General features: G+C 72.3%; 20 protein-coding genes. 14 read left to right on the top strand and 6 right to left on the bottom strand.

Annotation, left to right across the window (positions count from 1 at the left end; translation table 11 throughout):
* The first annotated feature begins 10 nt into the window (after nt 1-10).
* The 5 genes from tsf to AC3YO9_RS12410 all read left to right on the top strand — a co-directional run bounded on the left by tsf (nt 11) and on the right by AC3YO9_RS12410 (nt 4052).
* The gene (tsf, locus tag AC3YO9_RS12430) at nt 11-838 is read left to right on the top strand and encodes a translation elongation factor Ts (RefSeq protein ID WP_127782744.1); all 828 of its coding nucleotides are present in this window, start codon (nt 11-13) and stop codon (nt 836-838) included.
* Between the two features lie 156 nt (nt 839-994).
* Nucleotides 995-1735, top strand: a complete 741-nt coding sequence (gene pyrH / locus AC3YO9_RS12425; protein ID WP_127782745.1) for a UMP kinase — start codon at nt 995-997, stop codon at nt 1733-1735.
* 77 nt (nt 1736-1812) lie between these two features.
* The gene (frr, locus tag AC3YO9_RS12420) at nt 1813-2370 is read left to right on the top strand and encodes a ribosome recycling factor (RefSeq protein WP_127782746.1); all 558 of its coding nucleotides are present in this window, start codon (nt 1813-1815) and stop codon (nt 2368-2370) included.
* A gap of 100 nt (nt 2371-2470) precedes the next feature.
* Entirely contained in the window at nt 2471-3310 is an 840-nt protein-coding gene (locus AC3YO9_RS12415; RefSeq protein WP_241249817.1) for a phosphatidate cytidylyltransferase, read from the top strand.
* A 31-nt stretch (nt 3311-3341) separates the two neighbouring features.
* Entirely contained in the window at nt 3342-4052 is a 711-nt protein-coding gene (locus AC3YO9_RS12410) for a class I SAM-dependent methyltransferase (RefSeq protein WP_489983482.1), read from the top strand.
* Here AC3YO9_RS12410 and AC3YO9_RS12405 read toward each other — a convergent pair.
* Nucleotides 4049-4438, bottom strand: a complete 390-nt coding sequence (locus tag AC3YO9_RS12405; RefSeq protein WP_489983350.1) for a LapA family protein — start codon at nt 4436-4438, stop codon at nt 4049-4051. The genes AC3YO9_RS12410 and AC3YO9_RS12405 overlap by 4 nt on opposite strands.
* Before the next feature lie 69 nt (nt 4439-4507).
* Between AC3YO9_RS12405 and rlmN the strand changes: the two genes are divergently transcribed.
* A complete protein-coding gene (rlmN, locus tag AC3YO9_RS12400) occupies nt 4508-5617 on the top strand; it encodes a dual-specificity RNA methyltransferase RlmN (protein ID WP_127782749.1) in 1110 nt (369 codons plus the stop codon).
* A gap of 94 nt (nt 5618-5711) precedes the next feature.
* Here rlmN and AC3YO9_RS12395 read toward each other — a convergent pair whose 3' ends face one another.
* Nucleotides 5712-5984: a DUF2631 domain-containing protein gene (locus AC3YO9_RS12395; protein WP_489983349.1), complete on the bottom strand. Its 273-nt coding sequence runs from the start codon at nt 5982-5984 to the stop codon at nt 5712-5714.
* Between the two features lie 262 nt (nt 5985-6246).
* Between AC3YO9_RS12395 and dxr the strand changes: the two genes are divergently transcribed.
* The 6 genes from dxr to map all read left to right on the top strand — a co-directional run bounded on the left by dxr (nt 6247) and on the right by map (nt 13650).
* Complete coding sequence (dxr, locus tag AC3YO9_RS12390) at nt 6247-7410, top strand: 1-deoxy-D-xylulose-5-phosphate reductoisomerase (protein ID WP_489983481.1); 1164 nt, start codon at nt 6247-6249, stop codon at nt 7408-7410.
* Between the two features lie 103 nt (nt 7411-7513).
* Nucleotides 7514-8731: a M50 family metallopeptidase gene (locus tag AC3YO9_RS12385; RefSeq protein WP_489983480.1), complete on the top strand. Its 1218-nt coding sequence runs from the start codon at nt 7514-7516 to the stop codon at nt 8729-8731.
* Between the two features lie 28 nt (nt 8732-8759).
* Entirely contained in the window at nt 8760-9920 is a 1161-nt protein-coding gene (ispG, locus tag AC3YO9_RS12380) for a flavodoxin-dependent (E)-4-hydroxy-3-methylbut-2-enyl-diphosphate synthase (protein ID WP_127782751.1), read from the top strand.
* 95 nt (nt 9921-10015) lie between these two features.
* Nucleotides 10016-10834: a GNAT family N-acetyltransferase gene (locus AC3YO9_RS12375; protein WP_489983348.1), complete on the top strand. Its 819-nt coding sequence runs from the start codon at nt 10016-10018 to the stop codon at nt 10832-10834.
* An 85-nt stretch (nt 10835-10919) separates the two neighbouring features.
* A complete protein-coding gene (locus AC3YO9_RS12370) occupies nt 10920-12755 on the top strand; it encodes a penicillin-binding transpeptidase domain-containing protein (protein ID WP_489983347.1) in 1836 nt (611 codons plus the stop codon).
* Nucleotides 12756-12780: 25 nt separating this feature from the next.
* On the top strand, nt 12781-13650 hold the full coding sequence (gene map, locus AC3YO9_RS12365; RefSeq protein WP_127782753.1) for a type I methionyl aminopeptidase: 870 nt from the start codon (nt 12781-12783) through the stop codon (nt 13648-13650).
* Nucleotides 13651-13673: 23 nt separating this feature from the next.
* Here the strand turns inward: map and AC3YO9_RS12360 are convergent, their stop codons facing one another.
* Nucleotides 13674-15128, bottom strand: a complete 1455-nt coding sequence (locus AC3YO9_RS12360) for a sugar porter family MFS transporter (RefSeq protein WP_127782754.1) — start codon at nt 15126-15128, stop codon at nt 13674-13676.
* Nucleotides 15129-15226: 98 nt separating this feature from the next.
* On the opposite strand from AC3YO9_RS12360, the gene AC3YO9_RS12355 reads away from it, so the two are divergent.
* Nucleotides 15227-16066: an alpha/beta fold hydrolase gene (locus AC3YO9_RS12355; protein ID WP_489983346.1), complete on the top strand. Its 840-nt coding sequence runs from the start codon at nt 15227-15229 to the stop codon at nt 16064-16066.
* Between the two features lie 13 nt (nt 16067-16079).
* Here the strand turns inward: AC3YO9_RS12355 and AC3YO9_RS12350 are convergent, their stop codons facing one another.
* Entirely contained in the window at nt 16080-17084 is a 1005-nt protein-coding gene (locus AC3YO9_RS12350; RefSeq protein ID WP_489983345.1) for a LysR family transcriptional regulator, read from the bottom strand.
* A gap of 116 nt (nt 17085-17200) precedes the next feature.
* Here AC3YO9_RS12350 and AC3YO9_RS12345 point away from each other — a divergent pair, with 116 nt between their 5' ends.
* Nucleotides 17201-17590, top strand: a complete 390-nt coding sequence (locus AC3YO9_RS12345; protein WP_489983479.1) for a DUF5997 family protein — start codon at nt 17201-17203, stop codon at nt 17588-17590.
* Here the strand turns inward: AC3YO9_RS12345 and AC3YO9_RS12340 are convergent.
* Nucleotides 17587-18981: a mycothione reductase gene (locus AC3YO9_RS12340; RefSeq protein WP_127782757.1), complete on the bottom strand. Its 1395-nt coding sequence runs from the start codon at nt 18979-18981 to the stop codon at nt 17587-17589. The two genes, AC3YO9_RS12345 and AC3YO9_RS12340, sit on opposite strands and share 4 nt — an antisense overlap.
* A gap of 10 nt (nt 18982-18991) precedes the next feature.
* The gene (locus AC3YO9_RS12335; RefSeq protein ID WP_489983344.1) at nt 18992-19981 is read right to left on the bottom strand and encodes an alpha/beta hydrolase; all 990 of its coding nucleotides are present in this window, start codon (nt 19979-19981) and stop codon (nt 18992-18994) included.
* Between the last annotated feature and the right edge of the window lie 38 nt (nt 19982-20019).

Raw genomic sequence — 20019 nt, 5'->3', positions numbered from 1 at the left:
CTCGCCGCACATGGCGAACTACACCGCCGCGGACGTCAAGCGACTCCGCGAACTGACCGGGTCCGGAATGATGGACTGCAAGAACGCGCTCACCGACAGCGAGGGTGACTTCGACAAGGCCGTCGAGCTGCTGCGCATCAAGGGCGCCAAGGACGTGGGCAAGCGGGCCGAGCGGGCCACCGCCAACGGCCTCGTCGCCGCGGCCGACGGCGTCATGGTCGAGCTCAACTGCGAGACCGACTTCGTCGCCAAGAACGCCGAGTTCCAGGAGCTGGCCGACCGCGTGGTCACCGCTGCCGCTGCCGGCAAGACCTCCGACGTCGCGGCCCTGAACCTGCAGGCCGTGGACGGTGCCACCACCGTGGCCGACCTGGTCGCGCAGTTCTCCGCCAAGATCGGCGAGAAGCTCGAGATCCGCCGCGTGGTCAGCTACGACGGCCCGGTGGCCGTGTACCTGCACAAGCGCTCCGCCGACCTGCCGCCCGCCGTCGGCGTGCTGGTGGAGTACACCGGCGACTCCGAGGAGGCCGCGCAGGCCGCCCACGGTGCCGCGATGCAGGTCGCCGCGATGCGCCCGCGCTACGTCACCCGCGACGAGGTTCCCGAGGACATCGTCGCCGCCGAGCGTCGCATCGCCGAGGAGACCGCCCGCGAGGAGGGCAAGCCCGAGCAGGCCATGCCCAAGATCATCGAGGGTCGCGTCAACGGCTTCTTCAAGGACACCGTGCTCCTGGAGCAGGCGTCCGTGCAGGAGTCGAAGAAGACGGTGAAGGCCGTGCTGGACGCCGCAGGTGCCACCATCACGCGTTTCTCGCGCTTCGAGGTTGGTCAGGCCTGACCGAAACAGCATGAGGCAGGATGGCGGGGTCGTCCCAGCCGCACCGAGACGATCGGTGCCGGCTGAGATGACCCCGCCGTCGTGTGCACACCCAGCGCCGGACGCCCCCACGGACGCCCGGCGGCGTCAAACCCCGGCGAGACCTCGAGGAGCCCGATGACCGTCCAGGACACCCACACCACGCGAGGCGGCTACCGCCGCGTGCTGCTCAAGCTCGGCGGGGAGATGTTCGGCGGTGGGGGCGTGGGGGTCGACCCCAAGGTGGTGCGCAACGTCGCCGCGCAGATCGCCGAGGTGGTCCGCACCGGCGCACAGGTGGCCGTGGTCATCGGTGGAGGCAACTTCTTCCGCGGCGCCGAGCTGCAGCAGCACGGTCTGGACCGCGCCCGCGCCGACTACATGGGCATGCTGGGCACGGTGATGAACTGCCTGGCCCTGCAGGACTTCCTGGAGCAGGCCGGGGTGGACACCCGGGTGCAGACCGCGATCAGCATGGGTCAGGTCGCTGAGCCCTACATCCCGCGCCGGGCCGAGCGTCACCTGGAGAAGGGGCGCGTGGTCATCTTCGGCGCCGGCATGGGCATGCCCTACTTCTCCACCGACACCACCGCCGCCCAGCGGGCGCTGGAGATCGATGCCGAGGTGGTGCTGATGGCCAAGGGCGTCGACGGGGTGTACACCGCCGACCCCAAGACCGACCCCACCGCGACCATGTTCACCGAGATCACCCACCGCGAGGTGCTCGACCGCAGCCTCAAGGTCGCCGACGCCACCGCCTTCAGCCTCTGCATGGACAACAAGATGCCCATGCTGGTGTTCAACCTGCTGGTCGAGGGCAACATCGCCCGCGCGGTGGCGGGGGAGAAGATCGGCACCCTGGTGCGCTCACCGAAGTGACACGCTGACACCGCGAGCGGCGGACAGCCGTGTGGTGCGGAGACTGGCATCAGTGCAACGAGACCGGAGGAACTGCTGTGATTGACGAAGCTCTCTTCGAGGCCGAGGAGAAGATGGAGAAGGCCGTCTCCGTGGCCAGGGACGACCTTTCCTCGATCCGTACCGGTCGCGCCAACCCGGGGATGTTCAACCGCATCGTGGTCGAGTACTACGGCGCGATGACCCCGGTGACCCAGCTGGCCAGCGTCACGGTGCCCGAGGCCCGGATGGCCGTGATCAAGCCCTACGAGGCGGCCATGCTGCGCAACATCGAGACCGCGATCCGCAACTCCGACCTCGGGGTGAACCCGTCCAACGACGGCCACATCATCCGGATCTCGCTGCCCCAGCTCACCGAGGAGCGTCGCCGGGAGTTCGCCAAGCAGGCGCGCGGCAAGGGCGAGGACGCCAAGGTCGCCGTGCGCAACGTGCGCCGCAAGTCGATGGACGAGCTCAACCGCATCCAGAAGGACGGTGACGCCGGCGAGGACGACGTCAACCGTGCCGAGAAGGAGCTGGACAAGGTGACCGCCCGCTACGTGGCGCAGATCGACGAGATGGTGAAGAACAAGGAGGCCGAGCTGATGGAGGTCTGACCCGGCCTGCACCAGCACGGACGAGCACCAGCACGAACCAGCACCAGCACACCAGGTCGAGCAGCAGGGAGGGCGGGATCCAGTGGTGACCGATCACGACGTGTCGACCAGTGGAGGCCAGGCCCCGCCCGTGCAGCGCACCTCGCGCGCCGGGCGCAACCTGCCCGCGGCCCTGCTCGTGGGCGGCGGCCTGGGCGCCCTGGTGATCTGCGCCCTGGTCTTCTACCCGCGGGCCTGGATCGGCATCGTCGCCGTGGCGATGGCGATCGCCACCTTCGAGCTGGGCACCGCCCTGCGCAGGACCGGCCTCAGCATCAGCCTGGTCCCGGTGCTGCTGGGCGGGCAGGCCGTGGTGTGGCTGGCCTGGCACAGCGTCACCGCCGCCCTCGCGGCCTTCGCCGTCACGGTCGTCGCCTGCATGGTGTGGCGGCTGTGGGGCAGCACCGAGCACTACCTGCGCGACACCGCCGTGTCGGTGTTCGTCGTCGCCTGGGTGCCGCTGTTCGGGGCCACCTCGGTCGCGCTGGTGGTGCAGCCCGACGGGGCGGCCAAGATCGCCGCCCTGATGATCGCGGTGGTCTGCTCCGACGTCGGCGGATACGCAATGGGCGCGCTGTTCGGCAAGCACCCCATGGTCCCGAGCATCAGCCCCAAGAAGTCCTGGGAGGGCTTCGCCGGCTCGCTGGCCCTCGGCGTGGTCGGCGGGGTGCTCACCTTCTGGCTGCTGCTGGACGCCAACCCATGGGCCGGGCTGCTCTTCGGCGCCGTGCTCGTGGTGGTGGCCACCGTGGGCGACCTGATCGAGTCACAGGTCAAGCGCGACATCGGCATCAAGGACATGGGCACGCTGCTGCCCGGCCACGGCGGGCTGATGGACCGGCTGGACTCCGTGCTGCCCTCGGCGGTCGCGGCCTGGCTGCTGCTCAGCGCGCTGGTCTAGCCCACCCGCCCGGCCCGGCGCCCCGGTGAGCGTGATCCCCAGCCCCAACGTGTGGCACCACCCCCAGCTCTACGAGCGGGAGAACCGGGTGCAGGACGTGCACGGCGCGGTGGACGCGGTGCTGCGCGAGGTGGCCGACTGGCACGGCCGCGACGTGCTCGACGTCGGCTGCGGCACCGGTTTTCACCTGCCCAGCTTCGCCGACGCCGCGCGGTCGGTGCACGGGGTGGAGCCCCACCCGCCGCTGGCCGAGCTGGCCCGGCGCCGCACCCGGGGGCTGGCCCACGTGCAGGTGCACCAGGCGGGTGCCGAGGCGCTCCCGCTGCCCCGTGACTCGGTGGACGTGGTGCACTCCCGCACCGCGTACTTCTTCGGCCCCGGCTGCGAGCCCGGGCTGGCCGAGGCGACGCGGGTGCTGCGCACCGGGGGAGTGCAGGTGGTGGTGGACCTCGACGTCACCCGTTCCCGCTACGGCTCCTGGATGCGCCAGGACCTGCCACCCGGCTACCGGGCCGAGCAGGTCGAGGCGTTCTTCGCCGACCAGGGCTTCGCCCTGCGGCGGGTGGACACGGTGTGGCGCTTCGAGACCCGGGAGGACCTGCGGGCGGTGCTGGGCATCGAGCTGTCTCCGCGGGTGGCGGAGCAGGCCGTGGCGCAGGTGTCGGGACTCACCGTGGACGTGGCCTACCGGGTGCACTGGCGGCACAAGGGCCTGCACGTGCCCCTGCACCAGCCCCGCTAGCGGCGCTTCTTGTCGGCCTTGCGCAGCTGGTGGATGCGGGCGCCACCCACCAGCGCCATGATCAACGCCCCGGCGATCGCGGCGAACAGGATGCTCACGCCCAGCGGGAGGCTGAAGTCCCAGAAGAAGATGGCGAACTCGGTGCTGTCGTTGTTCTGCAGGATGAAGACCAGCAGCACCACCAGGATCAGCGCCCCGGCGATCAGCCCGGTCCAGGCCGCCGCGGCCCGGTTGCGCCGCTTGGGGGCCGCCGGCGCGGTGCCCGCCGTCCCGGCACCGGTTCCCGCCGTGCCCGAGCCGAGCGCGGAGGCGCCGCTGGTCTCGCTGGGGCGCACCGGTTCCTGCGCCATCGCCGGACGGTCGGGGGAGTCTGGGTTGGGGTGCATGTCCAGATCATGGCCCTTCCGCGGCGCACGCGCACCCGCGCCGCGCTGGGGTAGTGCGACAATGGAGACATCATGACCTCCCTGCCTCTCGTCTTTGACGCCCCCAAGCGGGGCATGCCGCCCCGTCACCTCGCCGACCTCGACGCCGACGGTCGCCGCGCCGCAGTCGCCGAGCTCGGGCTGCCCGCCTTCCGCGCCGACCAGGTCGCCCGCCAGTACTACGTGCGCCTGCAGGGCGACGCCGCGCAGATGACCGACCTGCCCGCCGCCGTGCGGGAGAAGGTCGGACAGTCGCTGCTGCCGCCCCTGTTCACCCCGGTGCGCCACCTCTCCTGCGACGAGGGCACCACCCGCAAGACGCTGTGGCGAGCCCACGACGGCACGCTGGTGGAGAGCGTGCTGATGCGCTACCCCGAGCGCGCCACCCTGTGCATCTCCAGCCAGGCCGGCTGCGGCATGGCCTGCCCGTTCTGCGCCACCGGGCAGGGCGGCCTCGACCGCAACCTCTCCACCGCCGAGATCGTGGACCAGGTGCGCGCCGCCGCGGCCGCCATGCGCGACGGCGAGGTGGGCGGCACCCCCGGCCGGCTGTCCAACGTCGTGTTCATGGGCATGGGCGAGCCGCTGGCCAACTACAAGCGGGTGGTGGCCGCGGTGCGCCGCATCACCGACCCCGCACCGGACGGCCTGGGCATCTCCCAGCGCGCGGTCACGGTGTCCACCGTCGGGCTGGCCCCGGCCATCCGCAAGCTCGCCGACGAGAACCTCTCCGTGCGGCTGGCGGTGTCGCTGCACACCCCGGACGACGAGCTGCGTGACACGCTGGTGCCGGTGAACAACCGGTGGTCGGTGGCGGAGGTGCTGCAGGCCGCGCGCTACTACGCCGACAAGTCCGGCCGGCGGGTCTCCATCGAGTACGCCCTGATCCGCGACATCAACGACCAGCCGTGGCGCGCCGACCTGCTGGCCAAGAAGCTCAAGGCCGCGCTGGGCCCGCTGGTGCACGTGAACCTGATCCCGCTGAACCCCACCCCGGGCAGCAAGTGGGACGCCAGCCCCAAGCCGGCGGAGCGGGAGTTCGTCCGGCGGGTGCGCAACGGCGGCGTGTCCTGCACGGTGCGCGACACCCGCGGCCAGGAGATCGCCGCGGCCTGCGGCCAGCTCGCCGCCGAGGGCTAGGCCCCGCAACGACGAACAGCCGACCGCGGTGGCTGCTGCCGTGCGGTCGGCTGTTCGGGTGGTACGGGTGCTGCTCGCCTACGGGCGGGGGGAGCTACCTGCGCCAGGAGGTGCGGCGGCGCATGGTGTCGCGGACCAGGATGAACACCAGCAGCGCGGCCAGGCCGATGAGCCACAGGTCCTCTACCCGGCCCTGGTGGTTGCCGATCAGCATGAGCAGCAGGATTGCGGCGACGACCCAGCCGCCGATGCGGGTGGCCTTGGGGAACTCGCCGTGCCAGCCCCACTCGGCAGACGGCTCGTCCACGAGGTCCACGGCGGTGACTGTGGACTGCGCCTCGGGCTTCTCAAGCTGCTTGCCGGCCACGGTTGGCTCCTCCTGCTCGATCCTGCGCGCTCCGCGAGCGGGCTGTGTTGGCGACCATCGTGGCACACGCGACTCCCGGCGGTGCTCACGGCACGGCGTTGGTGCCGGGGAGATCGTGTGATCTGTGTCGGGGGGCATCGGGGATGATGCGGGGGTGAACACCAGTGGCACCCCCGTGAGCACCAGCACCAGAACCAGCACCTCCGCCAGCGCCGGCACACCCGGTGCCTACGCGGCCGCCGGCTCGGCCGCTCCGGCCCGGGTGCTGCTGCTGGGCAGCACCGGCTCCATCGGCACGCAGGCCCTCGAGGTGATCGCCGCCAACCCGGGGCGCTTCACCGTGGTGGGCCTGGCCGCCGGTGGGGGCAACGTGGACGCGCTGCTGGCCCAGGTGCGCGCCACCGGGGTCGCCGCGGTGGCGGTGGCCGACCGCACCGCGGCGACCGAGCTGCGCGCCGCCCTCGCTGCCCACGACCTGGGCGCGGTGCAGGTGCTCGACGGTCCGGACGCGGCCACCGAGCTGGTCCAGGCGGTGCCGGCCGACGTGGTGCTCAACGCCCTGGTGGGCTCGCTGGGCCTGCGCCCCACCCTGGCCGTGCTAGCCACCGGGGCGCGGCTGGCGCTGGCCAACAAGGAGTCGCTGGTGGCGGGCGGACCGCTGGTGCTGGCAGCGGCGGCGCCCGGCCAGCTGGTGCCGGTGGACTCCGAGCACTCCGCGCTCGCCCAGTGCCTGCGCGGTGGCGCCGCCGGGGAGGTGGCGCGCCTGGTGCTCACCGCCTCGGGTGGGCCCTTCCGCGGCTGGAGCGCGGCGCAGCTGCGCGGCGTCACCCCGGAACAGGCGGGTGCGCACCCCACCTGGTCGATGGGTCCGATGAACACCCTCAACTCCGCCACCCTGGTGAACAAGGGCCTGGAGCTCATCGAGACGCACCTGCTGTTCGGCACGCCCTACGACCGCATCGACGTCACCGTGCACCCGCAGTCGATCGTGCACTCCATGGTCACCTTCACCGACGGCTCCACCCTGGCCCAGGCCAGCCCGCCGGACATGCGGCTGCCCATCGCCCTGGCGCTGGGCTGGCCCGACCGCATCGCCGGTGCCGCCGCCGCGTGCGACTTCAGCACCGCCGCCACCTGGACCTTCGAGCCGCTGGACGAGGAGGTGTTCCCCGCGGTGGCCCTGGCCCGGGAGGCCGGCACCGGCGGCGGGTGCCTGCCCGCGGTGTACAACGCCGCCAACGAGGAGGCCGCGGCGGCGTTCCTGGCCGGCGCCGTGAGCTTCCCCGACATCGTGCGCACCGTGGCGGCGGTGCTGGGCGAGGCGGACGCCCACCGGGCGGTGCCGAGCGGGGTGGCCGACGTGCTGGCGGCGGAGGACTGGGCCCGCGCCCGGGCCCGGGAGCTGGCCCAGCAGCGTCGGCGGTGACACAGCACCGCCGATCTGGTCACGGAGAGCCAGCGCCACCGGGCTCAGCCGGTACCGTTGAGCGCGACGGCACCCGGCAAGGCGGACAATAGGAGTTGTGGAGATGGTCTTTGCCTTCGGCGTGGTGCTGTTCGCGCTGGGGATCGGCTTCTCGATCGCCCTGCACGAGTTCGGTCACCTGCTGATCGCCAAGGCCTTCGGCATGAAGGTGCGGCGCTACTTCATCGGCTTCGGCCCCCGGTTGTTCTCCTTCCGCCGCGGTGAGACCGAGTACGGCTTCAAGGCCATCCCGGCCGGTGGGTTCTGCGACATCGCCGGGATGACCGCCCTGGACGAGCTCGACCCGGACGAGGTCGACCGGGCGATGTACAAGCAGAGCGCCTGGAAGCGGATCGCGGTCATGCTCGGTGGGCCCATCTCGCACTTCGCCCTGGGCATGGTGCTCATCTACGTGCTGGCCGTCGGCTTCGGCCTGCCCAACCTCAACGCCACCGACAAGGCCGTGGCCGGTGCGGTGGGCTGCGTGGCCCCCACCCAGTCCGCGGACGGCAGCTACGCCGAGTGCACCGGCGAGGGACCGGCACAGCGGGCCGGGCTGCAGGCGGGCGACACCATCGTCGCCGTCGACGGCAAGCCCACCCCCACCTTCGCCGACGTCATCGCAGCCACCCAGGCGCTCACCGGCCCGGCGCCGTTCACCGTCGAGCGGGACGGGCGCGAGGTAACCCTCACCATCGAGGTCGAGCCCGTGCAGCGCTACGTGGTCCGGCCGGGCGACCCCGAGCCCCAGCCGGCCACCGTCGGCGCCATCGGCGTCTCGCCGGTCAGCTACGCACCCACCGAGCACAACGCGGTCTCCGCGATCCCGGCCACCGTGGCGTTCACCGGCACCATGTTCGAGAAGACCTGGGAGAGCCTGCTCAAGTTCCCGGAGAAGGTGCCCGCGGTGGTGCGGTCGATCGGCGGCGAGGAGCGCAGCGCGGACACGCCGATCAGCGTGGTCGGCGCCAGCGTGATCGGCGGGCAGGTCGCCGAGCGCGGGCTGTGGGAGGTCTTCATCCTGCTGCTGGCAAGCCTCAACTTCTTCATCGGCATCTTCAACCTGCTGCCGCTGTTGCCCCTGGATGGCGGCCACATGGCCATCACCACCTACGAGAAGGTCCGGGACATGGTCCGCAGGGCGCTCGGCAAGGCGAAGGCGGCACCGGTGGACTACACCAAGATGCTCCCGCTGACCTACGTGGTGCTCATCATCGGCGGCGGCGTCACCGTGCTCACGGTGATCGCCGACGTCGTCAACCCGATCCAGCTGTTCCCGTGAGCAGCACACTCTTCGAGGAAGGACGATCGTGACCACACCCGTCACGCTCGGCATGCCGGAGGCACCCCAGCCGGTGCTCGCCCCGCGTCGCCCCACCCGCCAGCTGCACGTCGGTGACGTGGGGGTGGGCAGCGACTTTCCCGTGTCGGTGCAGTCCATGACCACCACCCGCACCCACGACGTCAACGCCACCCTGCAGCAGATCGCCGAGCTGACCGCCGCGGGCTGCGACATCGTCCGGGTGGCGTGCCCGCGCACCGAGGACGCCGAGGCGCTCAAGGCCATCGCGGCCAAGAGCCAGCTGCCGGTGATCGCCGACATCCACTTTCAGCCGCGCTACATCTTCGCCGCGATCGACGCCGGCTGCGCCGCCGTGCGGGTCAACCCCGGCAACATCAAAGAGTTCGACGGCCGGGTCAAGGAGGTGGCGCTGGCGGCCAAGGACGCCGGCATCCCCATCCGCATCGGCGTCAACGCCGGCTCGCTGGACCCGCGCATCCTCACCAAGCACGGCAAGGCCACCCCGGAGGCACTGGTGGAGTCGGCGCTGTGGGAGGCCGGGCTGTTCGCCGAGCACGGGTTCAACGACCTGAAGATCTCGGTGAAGCACAACGACCCCGTCACCATGGTTCGTGCCTACGAGCTGCTCGCCGAGCAGTGCGACTACCCGCTGCACCTGGGCGTCACCGAGGCCGGACCGGCCTTCCAGGGCACGATCAAGTCGGCGGTGGCCTTCGGGTCGCTGCTCTCCCGCGGCATCGGCGACACCATCCGCGTGTCCCTGTCTGCCCCTCCCATCGAGGAGGTCAAGGTCGGCAACCAGATCCTGCAGTCCCTCGGCCTGCGCCCGCGCAAGCTGGAGATCGTCTCGTGTCCGTCCTGCGGGCGGGCCCAGGTGGACGTCTACACGCTGGCCGACCAGGTCACCGCGGGCCTGGAGGGCATGGAGGTGCCGCTGCGCGTGGCGGTGATGGGCTGCGTCGTCAACGGGCCCGGCGAGGCCCGCGAGGCCGACCTGGGCGTGGCGTCGGGCAACGGCAAGGGCCAGATCTTCGTCAAGGGCGAGGTGATCAAGACCGTTCCCGAGGCGATGATCGTGGAGACCTTGATCGAGGAGGCCATGAAGATCGCGGATCAGATGAAGGACAGCGGTGCCACCTCCGGCGAGCCTGCTGTGACCGTCGGCTGATGTGCACGCTGGGCCCGCTGGGCCGCCGCGCGGCGGGCTGAGCCGTGCTCCGGGTCGGTGCGGGCGCGCAACCGTGGGACGACCGCCGGGCTGTCGTGCGCCGGCTGGGACAGGCCGACGCCGACGAGGTGCTGCGCGGACTGGGCACCGACCCGGTGGCCAACTGCATGGTGCTCGCCCGGGTGGAGGCCCACGGAGTGACCCCCAACCGGCTCGGCGCCGAGCTGTGGACGGTCGACCAGCCGGGGCGGTCGCTGTGCTACTCCGGCGCCAACCTCATCCCGGTGCACGGCTCGCCGGAGGCGGTGGCGATGTTCGCCGAGCTGGCCCGGCGCCAGCCCCGCGCCTGCTCGTCACTGGTGGGCATGGCGCACCTCGTGCTGCCCATGTGGGAGCTGCTGGAGGACTGGTGGGGTCCCGCTCGTGAGGTGCGTGCGCGGCAGCCGCTGCTGGCGCTGCCGGGTGCGCCGCTGGTGACGCCCGACCCGCACGTGCGCCGGGTCTGTCCCAGCGACCTGCCCGCGTACCTGCCCGCGTCCGTGGCGATGTTCATCGAGGAGATGGGGATCGACCCCACCGCCGCCGACGGTGGCGCTGCCTACCTCCGTCGGGTGGTCGAGCACATCGCCGAGGGCCGGGCCTACGCGCGGTTCGAGGACGGTGCAGTGGTCTACAAGGCGGAGGTGGGCGCCAGCTCCAGCACCACCGGGCAGATCCAGGGCGTGTGGGTGGCCCCGGAGCGGCGCGGCAGCGGGCTCGCCGGAGCGGGGACCGCCGCGGTGGCTGCCGCCATCCGCAGCTCCCACCGGCTGCCCAGCCTGTACGTCAACGACTTCAACGCCACCGCACGACGGGTGTACGAGCGGATCGGCTTCCACGAGGTGGCCACGTTTGCCACCGTGCTCCTGCACTAGAGCCAGCACCGTGCTCCTGCACGAGAGCCGGCACGGCTGCTGGGGGCCACGGGTTTCGGTGTGCCGGTGCTTATGCTGGGCGGCGATGGTCACCGTCTCTGCGCGACCCCGCACCCTGGCTGGCCCGCGACTGCTGGCGGCCGTGCTGCTGGCGGTGCTGCTGCTCACCGGCTCGCTCACCGCCTGCACCAGCGGGCCCAGCGCCGCCGACGCAGCGTCCCGGTTCCTGCAGGCGCTCTCCGCCGGTGACCTGGCCGTGGCCGGAGCCGCCACCGACCAGCCCGACGCGGCGCGTGCGGCGATCGAGACGACCCGCACCGGTCTGGGGGCGGAGTCGGTGGACACCGAGCTGGGGGAGGTCCGCACCTCCGACGGCACCGCCACCGCCGACTTCACCGCGCACTGGCACCTGGCCCAGCAACGCACCTGGACCCACACCGGCCAGCTGAAGCTCGGCCGCACGGGAGGGGACTGGACGGTCCGCTGGAGCAGCGCCAACCTGCACCCGCGGCTGGCCGACAACCAGTCCCTGGCCGTTCGGGCGGACCCCGCGCCCACCGCGTCGGTGCTCGACCGCAACGGCCAGGCGCTGCTCAACCCCGGCGTGGTGGTGCGGGTGACCCTCGACCCCGCCGCGGCCGGCGACGTGCCTGCCGTGGCCCGCGACCTCGCCGCAGCGGTCAGCCGGTTCGACCCCGCGATCACCACCCAGTCCATGGTGGACGGGGTGGCCACCGGCGGGGCGGCGCCCTACCCGGTGGTGACGCTGCGGGAGAACGACTACCTGGCGGTGAAGGCCGCGATCTACGAGCTGCCGGGCGTGAGCTTCAGCAGCCAGGCCGCGCTGCTCAGCGTCGACCCCACCGTGGCGCCCACCCTGCTCCGCGAGGTCAGCTCCACGGTGCAGGACGACCTGGCCGGGCGGGCCGGTTGGCGCGTGGTCACCGTGGGACCCAACGGCGCACAGGTGGAGACCCTGGCCACCACCGCCGCGGAGCCTGCCGCGGCGGTGCGGCTCACCCTCGACCACGGCGTGCAGCAGGCCGCGCAGAACGCCGTGCGCAGCAAGCCGGAGCCGGCGATGACGGTGGCGCTGAAGGCGTCCACCGGGGAGGTGCTGGCCGTGGCCCAGAACGCCGCGGCCGACGCCGCCGGACCAGTGGCGCTGACCGGCCTGTACGAGCCGGGCAGCACCTTCAAGACGGTGACTGCCGCCGCCGTGCTGCAGGCGGGCACCGTCACCGCCGAGACCCCCAGCGCGTGCCCGGCCACCACGGTGGTCGGCGGGGTCCGGGTGATCCCCAACTACAACGACTTCGCGCTCGGCGAGGTCCCCCTGCGCACGGCCTTCGCCGCCTCCTGCAACACCACCTTCGCCCAGCTGTCCGGCGCGCTGGGAGCCGATGCGCTGAGCACCACGGCCCGCTCGCTGGGCATCGGGATGGACTACACCGCGGCCGGGATGACCACCGTCACCGGCAAGGTGCCGCCCACCGCCGACCTGGTCAAGCGCGCCGAGGACTCCATCGGTCAGGGTGACGTGCAGGCCAGCCCGTTCGGCATGGCGCTGGTGGCCGCCACGGTGGCCCGGGGCACCACCCCGGTGCCGGTGCTGGTGCAGGGCGCGCCCACCGCGGTGGCGGGCAGCGCTCCGGCCTTGCCGGCCCCGGTGCTCGACCAGCTGCGGGTGATGATGCGCGAGGTGGTCACCGGTGGGTCCGGACGTGGCGTGGCCGAGCAGGGGCAGGTGCACGGCAAGACCGGCGAGGCGCAGTTCGGAGACGGCACCCGGTCGCACTCCTGGTTCATCGGCTACCGCGGCGACGTCGCCTTCGCCACCCTCGTGGTGGGGGGAGGAAGCTCGGCCGGCGCCGTGGGCGTCACCGGCCAGGTGCTCGCTGCGCTGCCCGCGGGCTACTGACCGGGGCGTTGACTAGGCTGGGCCCATGTCTGTCTTCACCACCGCCCGTCCGCCCCTGACCCCGGGGCACCCCACCCCGATCCGCACGGTTCCCCAGTCGATCCCGCGTCCGGAGTACGTCGGCAAGCCGGCGCCGACGCCGAGCAACGACCCCTGGGTGCAGCCGCCGGAGGTCATCGAGGCGATGCGGGTGGCCAGCAAGATCGCGGCCCAGGCGCTGCAGGAGGGCGGCAAGGTGGTGGCGCCGGGCGTCACCACCGACGAGGTGGACCGCGTGGTGCACGAGTTCCTCGTCGACCACGGCGCCTACCCCTCCACGCTGGGCTACCGCGGCTTCAGCAAGAGCTGCTGCACCTCGCTGAACGAGGTGATCTGCCACGGCATCCCGGACACCACGGTGATTCAGGACGGCGACATCGTGAACATCGACGTCACCGCGTTCATCGGTGGCGTGCACGGCGACACCAACGCCACCTTCCTCGCCGGCGACGTCGCGCCCGAGGTGCGCGACCTCGTCGAGCGCACCCACGAGGCCACCATGCGGGCGATCAAGGCGGTCAAGCCGGGGCGCCAGCTCAACGTGGTGGGCCGGGTGATCGAGGCCTACGCCAGCCGGTTCGGCTACGGCGTGGTGCGGGACTTCACCGGCCACGGCATCGGGCGGTCGTTCCACAGCGGCCTGGTGGTGCTGCACTACGACCAGCCCAGCGTGGAGACGGTCATCGAGGAGGGCATGACCTTCACCATCGAGCCGATGATCACCCTGGGCGGCATCGACTACGACCAGTGGGACGACGGCTGGACGGTGCTCACCAAGGACAAGAGCTGGACCGCGCAGTTCGAGCACACCATCGTGGTGACCGCCACCGGCGCGGAGATCCTCACCCTGCCCTGACCGCGGGCAGGGCAGGGCAGGGGCTAGCCGTTCTCCTCCAGGGTGCGGCCCTTGGTCTCCTTGACGAAGAAGATCACCACCACCAGGGAGACCGCGGCCATCGCGGCGTAGCCGGCGTAGGTGAGCGAGAGGTTCGCCGCGGAGAAGGTCGGGAAGGTCACCGTCACCGCGAAGTTGGCGATCCAGTTGGCCGAGGTGGCCACCGCCACCGCGGCCGCGCGGGAGCGGTTGGGGAACATCTCGCTCAGCAGCACCCACACCACCGGGCCCCAGGACAGCGCGAAGAAGAACACGAAGCCGTTGGCGGCGACCAGCGCGATGGTGCCGTAGGGGGAGGGCAGCTCGGCCGCGGCGGCGGTGCCGTCGGTGGAGGCGGCCACCGCCTCCGCGTGGGAGAAGCACCACGAGGCGATGCCCAGGGCCACGGTCATGCCCACCGAGCCGATGGCCAGCAGCGGACGGCGCCCGATCTTGTCGATCACCGCGATGGCCACGAAGGTGCCCACGATGTTGACCACCGCGCTCACCACGCTGATGAGCAGGGAGCGGTCCTCGCCGATCCCGACCGACTGCCACAGCGAGGCCGAGTAGTAGAAGATCACGTTGATGCCGACCAGCTGCTGCAGCGCGGCGAGCGCCACGCCGAGCAGCACCAGCGGAACCATCTTGTGCTGGCCGGTGAACAGGTCGCGAACCCGGGAGCGCTCCTCCAGCTTGAGCGACACCCGGATCTCCTCGATGCGGTGGTCCACCTGCTCGGTGTTCCCGCCCTCCAGGCTGGCCAGGATCTTCGTTGCCACCGCCGTCTTGCCCTTGGCCACCAGGAAGCGCGGCGACTCCGGCAGCGTGTAGGTCATCAGCAGGTACAGCGCACCGGGGAAGGCCGCGGCCATCAGCATCCACCGCCAGGCCTCGAGCCCGGCGATCTCACCGCGCGAGCCACCAGCGGCCTCGGCGAGGGCGTAGTTGACCAGCGACGACACGGCGATGCCCAGCACGATGGCCAGCTGGTGCATCGATCCCAACCGCCCGCGGTAGGCGGCCGGGGAGATCTCGGCGATGTAGGCGGGGGAGATGACCGACGCGATGCCTACCGCGACACCACCCACGACCCGCCAACAGGCGAGGTCGACCACCGAGAAGGCCAGGGCGGAGCCCACCGAGCTCACGATGAACAGCACCGCGGCGATGCGCATCGTCCACAGCCGCCCCAACCTGCCCGCGACCGCCCCGGCGACCCAGGCCCCGAGGGCGGCGCCGATCAGGGCGAGGGACACGGTCAGCCCGGTCGCGGCGGTGCCGGCGTTGAAGCGAGACTGGATCGCCTTGACCGCACCGTTGATCACGGCGGTGTCGTAGCCGAAGAGGAAACCGCCCAGCGCGGCCGCGAGGGAGAACAGCAGGGCGTGGGCGACGCTAGCTCCTCCGGCGGGTGGTTCGGACCGGGCGGGGGTGCTGCTCGTGGCTCCGGTGCTCATCGGTCGTTCCGCCTCCCCGTGGCCAGGCATGCGCGTCAGCCGCGACGGTACGCCCGACGCTCCGGGGGTGCCGGGGAGCCGACGGGTAGCGTCGGCTCATGTCGGTGGAACAGGTGACCTGTGGTGAGCACACCTTCGACGTCCACCTCGGGGGTGACCCGGCGGACACCCCGGTGGTGCTGCTGCACGGGTTCCCGCAGAGTCCGCACTGCTACGACGCGGTGCTGCCGCGGCTGCACGCGGCAGGGCTGCGCACCATCGTCCCCGCGCAGCGCGGCTACTCCCCGGGGGCCCGCCCGACCGGGGTCGAGGACTACCGCATGCCCCACCTGGTCGGTGACGTCATCGCCCTGCTGGACGCCATGGACGTGGGCTGGGCGCACCTGGTGGGCCACGACTGGGGTGCGGCGGTGGCGTGGCAGGTGGCCGCCCGGCACCCCAGCCGGGTCAGCAGCCTGGTGGTGGCCAGCGTCGGGCACCCGGTGGCCTTCGCCGACGCGCTTCGCAACGACTCCGCGCAGAAGGAGTCCTCGAGCTACATGCAGCTGTTCGCCCAGCCCGGAAAGGCCGAGGACCTGCTGCTGGCCGACGACGGGCGGCGGTTGCGGGCCATGGTGGCCACCGGGGGGCAGACCGCGGAGCAGGTAGCCGCCAGCGTCGAGCCGCTGCTGGAGCCGGGTGCGCTCACCGCCGCGCTGAGCTGGTACCGCGCCATGCGCGGGGAGGACTACCGCGAGTGCCCGGCGGTGGAAGTGGCCACCACCTACTTGTGGAGCACCGGGGACACGGCGCTGGGCCGCACCCAGGCCGAGGCCAGCCGCAGGCACGTGCTGGCCGACTACCGCTTCGTCGAGCTGCCCGGGGTGACGCACTGGATCCCCGAGGAGGCCGCCGCCGAGCTGGCCGCGGAGATCGTGCTGCGCTCCAGCCCCTGGTAGGAGCCGGGCCCGCTCAGCCGCGGCGGGGCTTGCGCGCACCCCCACGGGCACCGGACCTGCCACCCCGGGCACCGCCGGCCTGCTTCTGGGGCTGCCTGGTGCGTCCTGCTCGCGGGGCCGGCTCGGCGGGTGCCGGGTCGGCGCCGCGGGAGCTCCGGGCGGTGCGGCCCTTGACCACGCCGAAGAAGGTCTCCACCAGGTCGCTGTTGCGCTCGGGCACCCACGCCAGCGCCACCGGGGACGGCGCCACGTCGTGCACCGGGCGGTAGACGAGGTCGCGGCGGGCGTGCAGGCGGGCGATCGACTGCGGGACGACGACGATGCCCAGCCCGGCGGCCACCAGCTCGATGCGCTGGGCGTCGGTCAGCTCCTCGGCCACGGCCGGGCGCTCGCCCGTGCGCAGCTCCGAGGCGACGTCGCGCCACTCCGGCACGGTGTCCGGGTCCTGCAGCAGGTGCTCGTCGGCGAGGTCGGCCACCCCCACCGCATCGAAGAGCGCCACCGGGTGGTCCTTGGGCACCACCACCACCGGCACCTCCTCGTAGAGGCGCACCACGCTCAGCCCCTCGCGCTGCACGGGCAGCCGCACCAGGCACACGTCCACCTGCCCGGACCGCAGCGCGTCCACCTGCTCGGCCACCTCCACCCCCACTGCGCGCAGGGGCACCGTGGGCATCCGCTCGGACCACACGCGGCTCCACTTGGCCAGCGTCACCCCGGGCACGTAGCCCACGGTGAGGCTCTGCTCCCGTGGCGCGTCCTCGGCGGTCTCGGGGCCGCGGGGATCCGGTTCGGCCAGCGCGGACCGCGCCTGGGCGAGCAGCGCCTCGCCGGCCGCGGTCAGCCGGGTGGGCTGCTCGCCCGGCACCACCAGCGGCTCACCGACCTGCTCCTGCAGCGCGGCGAGGCTGCGGCTCAGCTCGGTGCGAGCGACGCCCAGCGACCGGGCGGCCTTGGTGAAGCTGGGCTGCTCGGCCACGGCCACGAAGTGGCGCAGCTGGCGGGGGTCGGCGGGCACCGGGGGAGTCCCTTCGTCGGTGGAGCGAGGCTTGCGGGGTGAAGCAGGGTCGATCGTTGCAGATAGGCTGACGTGGTGATCGCAGCGAGGAACCCCCGGTGAAGAAGCAGCAGACGATGAAGCCCGCCACGGCGGCGAAGAAGCTGGAGATCTACCTGCCTGCTGCCCCGGCGGAGTTTCGTGAGGGCACGGTCTCGCGCACCGAGCTCGAGGAGCTGCAGAACAACCCGCCGGAGTGGCTGCAGCAGCTGCGCCAGGCCGGCCCGCACCCGCGCAGCGTGCTCGCGCGCAAGCTGAAGATCTCCATCGCCGGGCTGGCCCGCGGCGGGGTGACCGAGGCGCTGACCACCGAGCAGGTGGACGCGCTGGTCGCCGAGGCGCCGGAGTGGCTGCAGGCCGAGCAGCGCCTGCAGGCTGGGGTGCGCGCGGAGAGCGCCCGCCAGCGCGAGGCCAAGCAGCAGTCCGGCAAGCCACAGTCCGCCAAGCAGCAGTCCCGGGCCAGCTAGACCTCCAGGCCCAGCAGGGCGTTCTCCACCACCTCCGCCAGCGCGGGGTGGATCCAGTACTGGCCGGTGGCCATCTCGGTGGCCGAGAGGCCGAAGGACATCGCCTGGATGAGCGGCTGGATCACGGTGGAGGCCTGCGCGCCCATCACGTGGGCGCCCAGCAGCCGGCCGGTGCCGCGCTCGGCGATCACCTTGCAGACGCCCTCGACGTCCTCCATCGCCCAGCCGTAGGCCACGTCGCCGTAGGCCTGCACCTTCACGGTGACGTCCAGCCCGTGCTCGCGCGCCTGCTCCTCGGTGAGCCCGACGGTGGCGATCTGCGGGTCGGTGAACACCGCGGCGGGCACGTGGGCGTGGCTGGTGGTGCGCGGGGACTCCGGGTGCAGCAGGTTGTGCTGCACCACCCGCGCCTCGTGGTTGGCCACGTGCTTGAGCTGGTAGGGCGAGCTGACGTCACCCAGCGCCCACACGCCGGGCACCACCTCGCCGTTGGTGGACAGCACTCGCTGCTGCTCGTCGACCATGATCCGGCCGTCCGGGTGGGTGCCGACCCCGGCGGCGCCCAGGTCCAGCAGGTCGGAGTTGGGGCGCCGCCCGGCCGCGACCAGCAGTGCGTCGCCGCTGACCACGTCGCCGTTGGTCAGCTCCACCTCGATGTCGGGGTGGCCGTCGACGTCGCTGCCCTGGCGCACCTTGGCCAGGCCGTGCCCCAGGTGCACGTCCCACTTCTCCTGGGCCAGGGCGGTGAAGCGCTCGGCGATGCCGCGGTCGAGCTGGCGCAGCAGGACGTCGCTGCGCCCGATCAGCGAGACGGCGCTGCCGAAGGCGGAGAAGACGTGCGCGAACTCGGTGGCGATGTAGCCGGCTCCCACGATCACCAGGCGCTCCGGCAGCCGGGGCAGCCGCATCACGTCGTCGTTGGTGTGGAAGGTGACCCCGCTGTCGAGGACCTCGTCGGGCACGATCGCCCGGGACCCGGCGGCGATCACGATGCGGTCGGCGGTGATGGTCTCCCCGGTACCGGTGTCGATGGTGTGCGGACCGGTGAAGCGCGCCTCGCCGGTGTAGACGGTGGTGCGGGGGGTGCCCTCGCTGCGGTAGCGCCGTCCGCCGGCGGAGATGGGGTCGACCCGGCCGAACACCCGGTCCACGATGTCCGGCCAGCGCACCTGGTCCACGTGGGCGTCGATGCCGTAGCGCTCGGCGTGCTGCACCGTGCGGGCCACGTCCGCGGCGTAGACGTACATCTTGGTGGGGATGCACCCCACGTTGAGGCAGGTGCCGCCGAAGATCCCCCGCTCGAGCACCGCGACGTCGAGATCGTCGAAGCGGTGGTCCAGGATCGTGTTGCCCGAGCCGCTGCCGATGACTGCCAGGTCGAAGTGCTTCACCCGGTGAACGCTACCGCGCGAGGTCGACCTGCTCGTGGAGCGCCGCCAGCCAGGCGTCCAGCTCGGCGTAGGCGGCCTCCCGCGCCGGGGCCTGCGAGAGGAACACGTCGTGGCGGGCGCCGTCGATCGGGGCGACCAGCGTCCGGCCGCCCAGGCACCCCGCCCAGCGGGCGATCTGGCGCACGTCGAGCACTGCGTCGGCGGTGTCGACGTCGGGGGAGTACGCCGCGGCGAAGTGGCTGCGGGTGGAGCGCAGCAGCAGCGACGAGCAGCCCACGTCCAGGCCCCGGTGCAGCGCGGCCTGGCCGTGCCGCACGGCGCGCATCCAGCCGAAGCGGGCGGGGAAGCCCACCAGCGGCTTCCAGGAGAGGTCGTAGTCCCACTCGCCACCACCGGAGCGGTGCAGGCTGGTGCCGTAGGCGTCGGCGCTGCCCACCGGGATCACCCGCTTCGGCGCGAGCCGGCCCACGGTGTCGATCAGGGCGGTGCCCGCCGCGCTGCGGTAGTACGCCGGTCCCTGCAGGTCGAACCACGGGCTGTTGAGCACCAGGCCGTCCGGGGCGGGCAGCCCGGCCTGTCGGCGGCGATCCAGCCACAGCGGCACGACGAGACCCCCGGTGGAGTGCCCGCCCACCACCACGCGGTCGCCGCCGGACTCCTGCTGCACGATCCGCAGCGCCTCGTCCAGCTCGGCGTCGTAGAGGGCGAGGTCGCTGACGAAGTGCGGCGTCTGTCCCGGCCGGATGGACCGCCCGCACTTGCGCAGGTCGAGGGCGTAGAAGGCGTAGCCCAGCGCGGTGAGGTGCTCGGCCAGCCCGGTCTGGAAGAAGTAGTCGGTGTAGCCGTGCACGTGCAGGAACGCACCCCGCGGTGCTGCCCCGGTTGTGGCGTGTCGCACCAGGGTGGCCACGACCGGGGACTCCCCGTCCGGATCCGTGCCCAGCGGCAGCACCAGCTGCTGGTAGTCGGCACCGAGGACGTCGGGCTCCCAGTCGGTCATGGGGATCGATCCTAGGGGCAGGTGTGGTACCCATCGGG

It is taken from the genome of Rhodococcus sp. Z6_132 (assembly GCF_058133635.1).
Note: the sequence above shows the minus strand (reverse complement) of the source record. Positions and strands in the feature narration are given on the sequence as shown.

Excerpts from the sequence above, each read along its gene's own strand:
- AC3YO9_RS12360 (WP_127782754.1), bottom strand. The coding sequence starts at position 15,128 with ATGAGCACCGGAGCCACGAGCAGCACCCCCGCCCGGTCCGAACCACCC.
- AC3YO9_RS12370 (WP_489983347.1), top strand. The coding sequence starts at position 10,920 with ATGGTCACCGTCTCTGCGCGACCCCGCACCCTGGCTGGCCCGCGACTG.
- AC3YO9_RS12345 (WP_489983479.1), top strand. The coding sequence starts at position 17,201 with ATGAAGCCCGCCACGGCGGCGAAGAAGCTGGAGATCTACCTGCCTGCT.
- AC3YO9_RS12355 (WP_489983346.1), top strand. The coding sequence starts at position 15,227 with ATGTCGGTGGAACAGGTGACCTGTGGTGAGCACACCTTCGACGTCCAC.
- AC3YO9_RS12405 (WP_489983350.1), bottom strand. The coding sequence starts at position 4,438 with ATGCACCCCAACCCAGACTCCCCCGACCGTCCGGCGATGGCGCAGGAA.
- AC3YO9_RS12385 (WP_489983480.1), top strand. The coding sequence starts at position 7,514 with ATGGTCTTTGCCTTCGGCGTGGTGCTGTTCGCGCTGGGGATCGGCTTC.
- tsf (WP_127782744.1), top strand. The coding sequence starts at position 11 with ATGGCGAACTACACCGCCGCGGACGTCAAGCGACTCCGCGAACTGACC.
- map (WP_127782753.1), top strand. The coding sequence starts at position 12,781 with ATGTCTGTCTTCACCACCGCCCGTCCGCCCCTGACCCCGGGGCACCCC.
- pyrH (WP_127782745.1), top strand. The coding sequence starts at position 995 with ATGACCGTCCAGGACACCCACACCACGCGAGGCGGCTACCGCCGCGTG.
- AC3YO9_RS12335 (WP_489983344.1), bottom strand. The coding sequence starts at position 19,981 with ATGACCGACTGGGAGCCCGACGTCCTCGGTGCCGACTACCAGCAGCTG.